This is a genomic window from Bacteroidota bacterium (genome assembly GCA_016715425.1).
Taxonomy (GTDB): Bacteria; Bacteroidota; Bacteroidia; order Chitinophagales; family BACL12; genus JADKAC01.
In genome coordinates, this window is sequence record JADKAC010000002.1 from 621696 (window position 1) to 635173 (window position 13478).

10 protein-coding genes are annotated in these 13478 nt (G+C 35.6%); 1 reads left to right on the forward strand and 9 read right to left on the reverse strand.

What is annotated here, in order from left to right; all coding sequences use genetic code 11:
- Positions 1–26 precede the first annotated feature (26 nt).
- From IPN31_04425 to IPN31_04465, 9 genes are all read right to left on the reverse strand, one after another.
- Positions 27–1085, reverse strand: a complete 1059-nt coding sequence (locus tag IPN31_04425; protein ID MBK8681148.1) for a DUF4837 family protein — start codon at positions 1083–1085, stop codon at positions 27–29.
- On the reverse strand, positions 1085–2659 hold the full coding sequence (locus tag IPN31_04430; protein MBK8681149.1) for a transglycosylase SLT domain-containing protein: 1575 nt from the start codon (positions 2657–2659) through the stop codon (positions 1085–1087). The genes IPN31_04425 and IPN31_04430 overlap by 1 nt, the downstream gene beginning before the upstream one ends.
- A 106-nt stretch (positions 2660–2765) precedes the next feature.
- Positions 2766–4190 carry an Asp-tRNA(Asn)/Glu-tRNA(Gln) amidotransferase subunit GatA gene (gatA, locus tag IPN31_04435; protein MBK8681150.1) on the reverse strand — a complete coding sequence of 475 codons (1425 nt, stop codon included), beginning with the start codon at positions 4188–4190 and terminating at the stop codon, positions 2766–2768.
- 11 nt (positions 4191–4201) lie between these two features.
- Positions 4202–4414: a twin-arginine translocase TatA/TatE family subunit gene (locus tag IPN31_04440; protein ID MBK8681151.1), complete on the reverse strand. Its 213-nt coding sequence runs from the start codon at positions 4412–4414 to the stop codon at positions 4202–4204.
- A gap of 127 nt (positions 4415–4541) precedes the next feature.
- Positions 4542–6131: an ATP-dependent DNA ligase gene (locus IPN31_04445; protein ID MBK8681152.1), complete on the reverse strand. Its 1590-nt coding sequence runs from the start codon at positions 6129–6131 to the stop codon at positions 4542–4544.
- Positions 6128–7162 carry a ligase-associated DNA damage response exonuclease gene (locus tag IPN31_04450; GenBank protein ID MBK8681153.1) on the reverse strand — a complete coding sequence of 345 codons (1035 nt, stop codon included), beginning with the start codon at positions 7160–7162 and terminating at the stop codon, positions 6128–6130. Before IPN31_04450 ends, IPN31_04445 begins: the two co-directional genes overlap by 4 nt.
- A gap of 228 nt (positions 7163–7390) precedes the next feature.
- Positions 7391–7912, reverse strand: a complete 522-nt coding sequence (locus tag IPN31_04455; protein MBK8681154.1) for a hypothetical protein — start codon at positions 7910–7912, stop codon at positions 7391–7393.
- 262 nt (positions 7913–8174) lie between these two features.
- Positions 8175–9308, reverse strand: a complete 1134-nt coding sequence (locus IPN31_04460) for an AI-2E family transporter (GenBank protein MBK8681155.1) — start codon at positions 9306–9308, stop codon at positions 8175–8177.
- Positions 9309–9537: 229 nt separating this feature from the next.
- On the reverse strand, positions 9538–10449 hold the full coding sequence (locus tag IPN31_04465; GenBank protein MBK8681156.1) for a T9SS type A sorting domain-containing protein: 912 nt from the start codon (positions 10447–10449) through the stop codon (positions 9538–9540).
- 516 nt (positions 10450–10965) lie between these two features.
- On the opposite strand from IPN31_04465, the gene IPN31_04470 reads away from it, so the two are divergent.
- Positions 10966–13461: an OmpA family protein gene (locus IPN31_04470; protein ID MBK8681157.1), complete on the forward strand. Its 2496-nt coding sequence runs from the start codon at positions 10966–10968 to the stop codon at positions 13459–13461.
- Positions 13462–13478 lie beyond the last annotated feature (17 nt).

Here is a 13478-nt window from a genome sequence, read left to right on the forward strand (position 1 = left end):
CTAAATTGATTGCCTTATTAGTAATGTTAGATCGGCTTCATTGTGGTGAGAATAGATTGCAGCTCCCGAATAATAGGGCGCTTTTTTAAATCGGGGGCGTAGGTATATCCATCCATATAAATTATCCGATTATTTTTTTTATCGTAGATCCAATAATTAATAAATGATCCTCCCATAAAGTCATTTACCAATCGCCAAAGACCTCTTGTTTCAATTGCAAAGTCTCCATTATAATTGATAGTATCAACACGAAAAGGAAAGCGATGCTCACTTGTCATAAATGATTCGGGCACATTACTGCCCTCATATAAAGTACCCAGGCTATCACGTTTTTTAATAGCGTATTCCGGAGTAAGTTGATCTGCACTGTAATAAGGCTCATACCAAATCATGATTGCCGTACTTTGATCAATTGTTGATTTTCGCAGAAAAATAAAATTGTTGTTGGAAGATCCCAGCATTTTATAATCCGATGGAATGCGCATTTGAATTTGATGCTTATCCAGCAGCAATGCTTCTACATCTTTATTCTCGCCGGGTAAATATTGATTACTGCGAATTTTTAATAATTCTCTTTCAGAAGTTCTATCAATTAATGAAGTAAGTGTATTGCCAATACCATCAATTAAAAGCGAATCATTTGCAGCTACAATAGTTTCTATATACTGCGGTTTGCTCCACACATCTTTTCGTGTTAAAAAAAATGTAGCGTTGGAGCTGAATACTTTTCCTTTGTTCTGTTCGCCAATTAAATCGGAAATAAATTTTGTGAAATTGGTTTGTTGAGCAAGCGTTCCAATAAAAACAATATTGCGATGACGAATAAAGGTTTTATTCAATCCATCCAAATCAGTATATAAAATATTAAATCTGCGTTCGCCTTGCGGAGTACCGCCGAATGTAGCACCAAGAGATTCATCTAATGCAAGGAATAGAGCAGAGGTAGAATCTACTTTTTCTAACACCACCACTATTTCATCTACACCTCCAACGGAATAGGGTAAAATGGAATTTTCAGGTGGTTTACAGGTAATAAAAAAAACTGTAATAAAAAAAAGAGTTATACCTGTTTTGGTAAGGCGCATTATTTTACGAGCTTAATTTTATCTCCCACTTTCAGCGTTTCATTTTTACTGATGTCGTTCATTTCACGAATCTTGTCAATACTATTCTCAGGATATTTTTTTGAAATACCCCACAAGGTATCACCGGATTTTACTGTATAAAAAACAAACTGCGGCTCACTCTTTGGTTTGTCGGTTCCCACTATTTGCACGTCGGTCAATTTTTGTTTTTCTGTCATCGTCATGCCGTTTATTTCAGCATAATAGTTTTGCTTATTGCCGGGTACTTCAATTTTTAATTTTTGACCGGGAACAATTTGAGTGCTCTTTAAATTATTCCATGTCTTCAAATTCGAAATAGTACAATCAAACCAATCGGAAATATAGCCGAGGTTATCTCCTTTCTTCACGGAATAATAAATTCTCACCGGATCTGCAGTTGCATTTTCATCAGTTACAATTGCTATTGCAGTTGCAGTTTCTGTACTTGTCTTAGCTGTAATATTATATTCAATAGGTTTATCTAAGCTTGCATACAATTCAGTTTCATTTGCATAAAACATAGCGATTGCATCCATCGGCAAACGCACAGGATAAGTAATTGGATAACCAGGGATTGTTTTTGTTTTTAAGGCAGGATTATACAATTGAATTTCATCCACACTCATATTTACGAAAACTGATAATTGATCCAAAGTCATTTTTCTTGTAACAAAAACAGTGTCCACTAATTGATAAGTATATCCAAAGGATTCAGGAACAATATTGTGCTCTTTATGATATTCGAAAGTGTAGGTGGCTGCAATAAAAATCGGAACATAGCTCCTTGTTTCTTTCGGCAGATAATTCCACAGATCCCAAAAAGTAAGATCATCACCACCACCCGCTTTGCGAATTGCCTTATTCATATTGCCCGGTCCACAGTTATAAGCACCAATTGCAATTAACCAATCGTCGTAAATATCATAGAGGTATTTTAAATATGCTATTCCGGCTTTTGTTGCAAGCAATGGATCACGACGCTCATCCACATAGGTATCAATTTTTAAACCCATCAATTTTCCGGTGCCATACATCATTTGCCATAAACCTGTTGCACCTGCTTTTGAAACCGCATGTGTATTTAACGCAGATTCAATTACGGGTACATACTTCAATTCCATCGGCATACCATTGCGATCAAGTTCTTCTTCGAACATTGGAAAATATTGCTGACTAAGTGTAAGCATTTGAGATACCTTGCCACGCTTTTTTACGGTGTAAAGATTTATGAATGCCTGCACCTGGTCATTATAGGTAAGAGGAATGCTGGTAGAAATATTTGCAATGCGCTCTCTATATATCTCAGGACTAAACCGAACCGTATCAAAAGGATTCATATTATCTGCTGCATAATCAGCCGCATTAAATTCCCATGCAGGATTGGTAGAAAACAGAGCCTCTATCAAACTATCCATTTGATTAACTCCAGCATCCGGTGGATTAAGAGTAAATGTGTTCCGAGATGTTGTGTCGGTGATTGAGCCATTTGCCTGTGTAATTACAACAGAACAACACATTGTCAATAGTGCTAAAAAATTTCTTGTTATCGGCATGCAAATCAATTATTAGTGAATGTGTATAATGTGTGAATTTTTAAAACTATAAATATATAGCAATATTATACTGCTGGTACAATTTTACATTTTCAACAGCGGAATTTTAATAATCGTGCATCAACATTTCGGTCACGCTAAGCAAAGTATCTTCAGCAAAGCGTTTACCCATGATTTGGACACCAAAAGGCAATCCGTTGCTATGTCTAAATAAAGGTACAGACACGGCAGGCAATCCCGTAATATTCGCTTGAACAGTAAAAATATCAGCTAAATACATTTCAATCGGATCAGCAATTTCGTTTAATCCAAAAGCTGTTGTGGGTGTGGTAGGGAGTAAAATACAATCGTAGGTTTTAAGGATTTTATCAGTTTCATCTTTTATTTTGCGCCTCACTTTTTGCGCATGTGTGTAGTAGGCATCGTAATAGCCGGCGCTTAAAATAAATGTGCCTAACATAATTCTTCGTTTCACTTCTTTGCCAAAGCCTTCTGATCTGGATTTGCGCAGTACCTCTTCCAAAGTACCTGCATCTTCAGTGCGATAGCCATAATTTATTCCACTGAAACGGGAAAGATTACTACTGGCTTCTGCCGTTGTGAGTACATAATAAGTAGGCACTAAATAATTGAGATAATTAAAATCCACAGGCTCTACTATGTGTCCGTCGGCTTGTAACTTTTTTATGAGGGAGAGGATATTCTTACGAATTTCAGCATCCACTTTTTCGTTCTGCAATGCCTGAGGGTAATAGGCTATTTTAAGTTTACGAGTACATTCTAATTTGGCGGGATATGCCGGCACAGCAGCTTCGAATGTTGTACTGTCATGTGCATCCTGCCCGGCTATTACTTCCAAAATAGCTGCCGCATCATAGGGATTGTTAGTAAAAGTGCCGCATTGATCGAAGGAGGAAGCATAGGCAATCATGCCATAGCGGGAAACTCTGCCATAAGTAGGTTTAAAACCAACAGTTCCGGTGAAGGATGCGGGCTGACGGATGGAACCACCGGTGTCAGTACCGAGAGCAGCCATACACATACCTGCCTGAACGGCCACAGCCGAGCCGCCGGAAGAACCGCCAGGCACTTTGGATTCATCTAAAAAATTCTTAACAGGTCCGAAGAAGGAATTCTCATTGCTGGAGCCCATAGCAAATTCATCGCAATTAGTTCGACCTATGAGGATTGCATCTTCCTGCAACAGTCGTTCTATTACTGTTGCGTTGTATAGTGAGGTAAAGTTTTCGAGGATATGAGAGGAGGCGGTTACCTTTTTATCTTTTATACAAAAGACATCCTTTACCGCTATTACAAGTCCAAATAATTTTCCGAGTGGCTGCTTACTTTTAAGTTTAGCATCTGTTTCTCCGGCTTTGGCAAGTGCATCAGTTTCGAATACTTCCAGAAAGGCATTGAGATGAACATTCTTCTCACAGCGGTTAATATATTCCTGCACCAATTGCACACAAGAAGTTTCTCCCGCACGCAAGGCATTTTGCACTTGTTGTAGATTCTGATATTGCAGCATAGGGAAGCGAGTTACTTCTCTTCTGTTTTTTTGGGTTCTTCTTTCATGCCGTCCTGAATTTCTTTGGAGACATTGTTTTTGGCATCGTTGAAATCACGAATGCCCTTGCCTAATCCCTTCATTAATTCGGGGATTTTACGACCACCGAACAAAAGAAGTATTGCAAAAAGGATAATAACCCATTCCATACCGCTTGGCATACTAAGCAAAAGGACTGTATTCATCTGCTGTTAATTTGTTGCAAAGATAGGGCATTGAAAATGGAGTAGGATGGTTTGCGTTTTGAGTAAAAAGTTCTGACATTTATTTAGATTGAAAATTCTGTTTAGGATGATTCCAAAAATTAATTTTCTACTTCGGTAATAATGTTTTTAAATCTTCAATTGTATTCGCCTCCTCAATTTTTTTATCTTTTCTCCATCGCAAAATTCTGGGAAAGCGCAATGCAATTCCTGATTTATGTCGTGCAGATAAAGCAATGCCCTCGAATCCAATTTCAAAAACTAATTGCGGTGTAACAGTGCGCACTGGTCCAAATTTTTCCAATGTATTGCGCTTTACAAAATTATCCACCTCCCGAATTTCTTTATCTGTTAGTCCTGAATATGCTTTCGCAAATACAACTAATTTATTTTCCATATCCCATGCAGCAAATGTATAATCGGTGTAGAGGTCAGCTCTTCTGCCATGTCCTTTTTGCGCATATACCAAAACGGCATCCACACTATAAGGATCTACTTTCCATTTCCACCAATCCCCTTTTTTTCTGCCTACTTTATATTCTGAATTTTTTTGTTTCAGCATAATACCTTCACTGAAATTTTCTCTCGATAATTTTCTTATTTCAGTTAGTGCATTCCAATTATCGAATTGAATTACAGGTGAAAATTTTAATACAGAATGATTGCTGAATTGCTGTTGCAAATCATCTAATATTTTTCTTCTTTCTTGTAATGGTTTTTTTCTGATATCTTCTCTATTCAATTCCAAAACATCATAACAAATAAAAACAACAGGTGCTTCTCTTAAAATTTTTGCATTAATATTTTTTCTTCCGATACGAGTTTGCAAAAGTTGAAATGGAAGTGGATGACCATCGTTAAAACAAATTATTTCACCATCCAAAACGATATCTTCTTTCAATTGATTTTTTAATATTTGATACTCAGGAAATTTATCGGTTACTAATTCTTCTCCTCGGCTCCATAGAAATATTTCGTTGTTTCTAAAAATAAGCTGACCTCGGATACCATCCCATTTCCATTCTGACTGCCAATCGGATGCATCACCGAGTTGCGCAGGTTCACCTTCAATTGCATAGGCAAGATAAAAAGGATAGGGTTGAGAAATATCTGTATGTATTCTATCCTCAAAAATTAATTGTTGAAAATCTATATCATCCGGATGCCAGTTCCCGGAAATGCGATGTGCAATTATTGCAGAAGAAATTCCTGTGAGTTGACTCAACGCATTGATTATCATTTTCTGCGAAACACCAATTCGAAATCCTCCTGTAATTAATTTATTAAATGCAAAACGCTCCGTTGATTGTAAACTATTCCATGCATTTAAAAGAAATTTTCTTCTTTCCTGCTCATCAGTTTTACTTGCCGCTTCAATTTGTTTTATCCATTGGTGTAAGGTAAAATCTGATGCATTTTCCGGAGGTGGTAACAGCAATGCAATCAGTTCAGAAAGATCGCCAACAGAATGATAACTTTCTTCAAACAGCCATTGTGGAATTGCGGAAATTTCCATTGCCCATGTGCGCAGTTGTGTGTGATTAACTTGTCGTTTTATTTTTTTTCCACTTAATATATAAATCACCCACACCTTGTCCTTATCCGTTGCTTTTTCAAAGTAATTTACAAGGGCATGCAGCCGCTGATTTGTTTTATTTGTTTCATCAAGATCAGATAATAATTGCGCAAATAATTTCATGCAATATTTTTTTCATCGTTAATATCATCCGTTGCTATTATAGATTCACCTGTAAATTCTGTTTTCAATTCGTGAGCATCCAAATTATTTTCACGAAGCCATTTTACAAACACTGCTGTATATCCATGTGTTACATAAATTTTTTCAGCCTCTGTTAATTTCACAGCTTCATTTAATGCGGGCCAATCCACATGATCACTCACCACAAAGCCTCTGTCAATTGCTTGTCGTCTTTTATTTCCACGCACCTGCATCCAACCGCTGCAAAAAGCAAGTGAATAGGGATCGAATTTCTTTAACCAAGGATTTCCCACCGCACTTGGCGGCGCAATGATCATTGCATTTTTAAATTCAGACTTATTGGTGTCGGCAGTAATTCTTTCTATATAGGGAAGATCAAGACCCGCTTGACGCAAAACTTCATTCATATTAAATACTGCACCATGCGCAAATATTTTTCCATTGTGCAGATCCAATCCTTTCAACAATCGCTGTGCTTTACCAAGTGAATAAGCTACAAGAACACTTGCTCTGTTTTGTGCAGCATTTTGTTGCCACCAAGCATTTATATCTTTAAAAATTTCGCTTTGTTTTTTCCATCTGAAAATTGGAAGTCCAAATGTGGATTCGGTAATAAATGTATTGCATTTCACAGGTTCGAAAGGCGTGCTCAGAAAATCATTTTCCAGTTTATAATCACCACTTACTACAAGAACATTCCCGTTTTTTTCTATTCTGATTTGTGCAGAGCCAGGAATATGACCGGCAGGATGTAAAGAAAATTTTATTCCGTTAATTGTAAATGATTCATTGTATTCTACACTACAGCAATTAATCATTTCACCAAGGCGATATTTTAAAACCGGTTTAGAAAGATGATGACACAGATAACTATTATTTCCAAAGCGGGCATGATCACTATGGCCGTGTGTGATAATACTTTTTTCTACTGGTTTCCATGGATCAATATATATATCAGCATCAGGAATATAAATTCCTTTGTCTGTCATTTGAAATAATTCCTGTTGCATTGTTGTAGAGATAAATAATTAAATGGGGAAAAATGTTCAAGCAAGTGAATTTTCTTAATTCACTGATGATTATTTTTTTTAATGCAGTCAGATAAATCTGACTGTAATAGACGAATTGAATTCAATATTAAATTACAGTTTAGTAAAAAAAAGTGAGGTAAATAATATTTTAAAATATCATTTACCTCACTTTAAGTAAAATAAAAGTTTTTGGTTTTACAATTGCAATTATTTAAATCGGATATTATAGGTTGCTCCAATTCCGACACTATTGATATTACCACCTACATCTGCACTGCGATATATTCCATTGTAATATCCGAAGAAATTCCACGAATAATTATGAAATCCAATTTGAGGTTTTACAAAATATCCACCTTCACCATTTTCGATTCCGGTTAATACACTATAACCTACATCAGCCCCGGCAAAAAAACCTTCTGATTTCGGATATACTCTAATAAAAAGTCCGAGAGGTATAATACCAAAATCTTCAAATTGATCTTTCGCAAAATAATGATTATAACCGGTGGTTAATCCCACACCAAAATGCGGTGTTTCCATTACTTGACCTTTTAAATCTAAACCCAAAATAAAATTGTTGTAATCACTTAAATCTCCAATTGGAATACCAGCAGATACACCTGCTTTTAACCATGAATTTTTAGTTGAGATCTCAGTTGTTCCTTGCTGCGCAAAAACACTAATAGCAAAAAATGTAATTGCAAATTGTAATAATATTCTTTTCATAAATTAATGATTTGTTTGATGGGACAATTTTTCAGATATCATGCCAAAGGAATATCTCTACACTAAAAACAACCAATTGTATTATATCTAATCAAATACACATAATGAATTCAAATACTAATAGGTTTTAAATAAATAATTATATCGTTATAAGAATAAATGAGTGTATTAAAGTATAAATAATTACACACCAATCAGTGTAATTATTCTACAATTAATGTATTAAAATTGCTCTGAACTTCCTGTTGAAGTATTTTAATTACTAGTTTTTCTTGGGCAATTTATTGACAACCTTTTCAAACTGCTTACTTACGAATTTCATTTCACGATCGTCGCCAGTGGAAACATTACCAATTAAAAATGCAAATGGTTGCATATTGGGTATATACATAAATACTTCTTTGAGAATAGCGAGTACGGGAATAATAAGAATCATACCGGCCACATCCCAAATAAGTCCACCAATAATAATTGCAAGCATGGTGATTAATGGATTGATACTTACCTTATGACCAACAATACGTGGGGTTAGAATATTACTTTCTATTAACTGTACAAGTTGAAATGCACCATATACAATGAGAGGAAGAAGTGCATTATCTTTTGTAATAAACGTATATAATGCCGCAGTGAGAGCGCCTACTTGGGGACCTATATAAGGAACTATATTTAATAAAGCAGCAAATATTCCGAAAAATATAGCATGCTCAATTCCGCATAAATACAATATGCCTGTATTAATAATTGCTAAGATCAGCATGACTATAAACATTCCTGATATATAAGACTGCACGAGCTTTTTAATTTTAGAAATCACATCATCAAACTTTTTTTCATCTTCCGGATGCTGTACACTTAACGACATTACCAAAAACTGTTTGAAGTGCCCTCTGTAAATCAACATTAAAAAAATAAAAATGGGAACAATAATAAACCAGATAACAGAACCCAAAATAGTAAAGACACTGCTGGCTAACTGATCTGTATTTTGTTGTATTACCATTTCAACAGCATCACTCATACTGGAAATTTCTGCCATAGATTCAGTACCGGTTAATCCCTGAATAAATGTTTTAAACTGTAGCAACATTTTGCTGAATTTACTATCAAAATCTTCCATATCTTGTTTAAAAGAAACAATTTGTTTTACAAAACCCATTAGAATAGATACTATTAATATCAAAGAACCAACAACGACAAGTGCCGCTGAAGTAGCTCTTGGGAATCGCAATTTATTTTCCATCCATGAACAAACAGGTATAAAGAGCAGCGCAAGTAATATGGAAATCATTAACGGTACCAACACTGATTTTGCCAAAATAAGGAAAGCGAGAATCAGAGCCGTAAACAATAAAGCATAGGTAGCTTGTTGAAAATACATTTTAGAATTATTCATAGCGGAAAGTTAGGATATATAACCAGATTTTTGTTTTCAATATTTTTCGGAGGCTACAAATATCTATACCTTAAACTGATAATTATAATTATTCAAAGTTTGTTATTTCTATAGAAAATAGTATTTATTATCGCAGGGGTATTTATTTTTAATATGGATGCAAGAATTCTGCTGAGAAATAAAAAAACCGCATCTTACAATGCGGTTTTAAAAATCATTTCAAAATTTATTATTCAATTGCTATGCTGCCATACTTAAATGTATTTTCACCTTGTATATTAAAGAAATAAATTCCTTGCGGATAGGTTGATGTATTTATTGCATTGACTCCGTTCACTAATTGTTGATTGCCAACCATTGCACCTGACGCATTATATAAACTGAACATTGCTGTTCCGGAATTAAGTGTAATATTCAATATATCGCTTGCAGGGTTGGGATATACTGCCACATCATCTGTAATAGTTTCATTAATTCCTGTTACGATTTCAACGCCAAAAGCTGTTACGGAATTTTCTTCGTAATTGTAAGTCATTAAAGGCAACAGTGGGTTAACGGACCAGAAAGCATAATCCGAACCATCATCATATTCATATTTAACTCGCACTACATTTTCATAAGTGGCATAAGGCATTATTAAAGTACCATACGCATCATAAGTAACCAATACATTATCTACCGAATAACCCACTTTTTTATACGTATCAGCAACAGATGTCCCGTATGTAAATGGAAAGACAAGTATGGTTGTCATATTGGGTGAATAATCACTTCCTGAACCGGGACCGGAAGTAATTCCAGTGGCTAACTGTTCGAATTTAGTGGCAGAGTTTACCCAATAAAAAAATGCAGACCCAAGTGGCGTTACAATCTTGAAACAAGCATTTGCATCCGGCCATGAATCAATAAAAGGTGTGGTTGAGGCATCTACATAATATTGTGTACCCATCTCAGTAAGTGATAAGCTGGAAAAATCCCAAGTAAGGTTTTCACCGGGTCCCCCAACACCACCGGGAAGGGCTCCTAAACTGACAGGTGAAGTAAATCCATCTGTGGGAAAATTATCACCATTGGTGATAACAGGTTGTGCTAAAAGCGACAGACTGGTTAAGCAAAAAAGTAGTGTAATGTAATTTTTCATAATCATTTTTTTTATTGTAAAAATTATTTTATTGTTATAAAAGGCAAGGATAAGACGGCTTTAATTATTAATGAGTTGTTGCCTTAATAAAACTGTATTATCAGAGTTTTTAAAGGCATATGAATAATAGTTATAATTATCTTGATACCAGAGTGCAAAGATGATTTTTTGAATGTGCTGACTACCCTCTATTTTGTAAGTGATGCAATATAATATTTTAGGAATGGAATAGCCGGATAGGTTTCTTGATTACTTGTGGAATAATATTTTGCTGAGGCATGTTAATAATCTTCAGATATAAGTACACAAGGTTTTGGAGGAAATATATATTTAATATGGAAGGAAGAGTTCTGCTGAGATGGGAAATATTAAATTTTAAAGACAGCTATTGCTTTGTGTTTATATAGAGATTACTTTTATAGAATAATTAAGTAACCCTTGATTTATTCATCTCAATATATCCTTTAGTATTCTGTTCTTTCCTTCTTAAACTTTCACTTTTAAACCCAATAACCAATGAAAAAACTTCTACTCTATTATTATATCACCACTTGTATTCTACTGAAATTAAGTGGTGGCGCATTCGCACAGGATTTTTTACCTGCACTGAATGACAATTACATGGGCATTAATCAGGCAGGGCTTCAACCCGCTGCCATTGTGGACAGCCGTTTGAAAATTGATATCAATCTGTTTGGACTTAACAGCGATATCTATAATGATATGTTGCGGTTTAAAACAAGTGGTATTACAAATCCCTTTGCTTTATTTACTGAAGACAATTGGTTTGACAACAATGTATATATTGATGAATTAGATGGCTCGGATAAAAATGCCATTATCAATCAAACTATATTAGGCCCATCTGTTATGATAACTATTAATTCTAAAAATGCAATAGGTCTTACAACTAAATTTCGTCACATGGCAAATGTGGATGATGTGAGCGAAGCTCTTGCTGTTTCCATCTATGATGATTTTAAAAATCCGGATTATTGGAATACATGGTATCATGATGAAGATATACGTGCGGTAAATAACATTTTTGCTGATTACGGATTAACCTATGCAAGAGAGATAATGAATACCGGTGCTCATTATTTAAAAACAGGTATTACCTTGAAATTAGTGCAGGGTTTAGGTGGTGCTGCTATGCAGGCAGATGATTTTTATTATTACTTCAGTGCGCCGGGAAACAATCCTACAGAAGCGGATTCTATGAGTTGGAATACCCCTTATGCTTTCATGGGTGTGTCTGATAATTTTAATTGGGGTACTGCACCAAATAGTGCATACCCAAGCGATGTGAATTATCAATTCACTGCGAAGCCTTCCTTTGGTCTTGATTTGGGATTGGTTTATGAATGGAGGCCAGACTATGAAAAATATCGCTATGATATGAATGGTGAAACTAATATTGACCGTGCAGATAAAAACAAATACAGATTGCGTGTGGGTGCATCTATTTTAGATATAGGCAGATTGAAATATGAGAAAGCATATAATAGCACCGATTTTACTTCTGAATTCACTCCTGATTATTTAGATAGATTTAATCTCGGTGATAATACGTATCCGGTGAATACTTTCTGGATGAATATTGAAGATGTTGCTTTAGGATTTCCACCTTATGTAAACCTTGCAGATACAATCAATAACAGAATTGAAACAGACAAGGGAATGACGGCAGGAGAAAATAATGAAACTGAATTCATAATTAAATTACCAACGGCATTCAGCTTTCAGGCAGATGTAAATGTAATTGCGGGTTTGTATGTGAACCTTACAACTTTTACTGCTTTACATCAGAGTTTCACTGAAACCGGTAATGCACATTATTTATCTAACTATAGCATTACGCCCCGTTATGAGCATCAATGGTTTTCCGTTATGTTGCCAATACAATACAACCAATTTCAGGATTTTAATATGGGCTTAGGTGTAAGAGCCGCATTTATATATGCAGGTGTAAATAATTTATTTACCGGTTTATTTAATGATCCTTATGGCACCAATATTTATTTCGGAATTAAGCTTCCAATATGGCAAGATGGCCCCCCTGCTGACAGAGATATGGATGGTGTTTCTGATGATATGGATAAATGTATTGATCAACCCGGACCTTGGAGTTTAATGGGATGTCCTGACAGAGATAATGATGGCATTACAGATACAGAAGACAGGTGTCCTGATGTGGCGGGTTCTGCAGTATTTAAAGGTTGCCCTGATACAGATGGCGATGGCATTGCAGATATAGATGATAAATGCCCTGACGTTGCAGGCCCTGCTGAAACAGGAGGTTGCCCCGACAGAGATAATGATGGTGTAATGGATAGTCAGGATGAATGTCCGGATACACCAGGATTAGTTGCATTGAATGGTTGTCCCGACAGAGACAATGATGGCGTGCCGGATATAAGAGACAATTGTCCAGATGAATTTGGAAAGGCAGAATACGGTGGATGTCCCTTCTTAGATACGGATGGTGATGGAATAAAAGATGAAGCAGATGCTTGTCCAACAGTTGCCGGTCCTCCTGAAAATAATGGTTGCCCATATTCAGATACTGATGGTGATGGTGTGATTGACAGAGATGATAAATGTCCGTTAACTCCCGGTGAGATTTCTAATAATGGTTGTCCTGTATTGAAAGAAGAAGAGCAGGAGATTTTAAATTTCGCTTTCGACAATCTCGAATTTGAAACTGGTAAATCCATCATTCGCAAATCCTCTTATGAATCTTTAGATAGTCTTGCAAATCTATTAATCAGAAGACCGACATGGAAGTTGAAAATATCAGGACATACTGATGATGTAGGTAATGATGCATCGAACATGACGCTTTCTAAAAACAGAACTTTAGCAACTGCTAAATATTTAGAAAATAAAGGAGTTCCTGCCGACAGATTTGTCAATGAATGGTTTGGAGAAACAAAACCAATTGCAGACAACAAAACACCGGAAGGACGTCAGAAAAACAGACGTGTTGAGATGGTAGTTGTGTTTGATTAATTTTTCATTTGTAATTA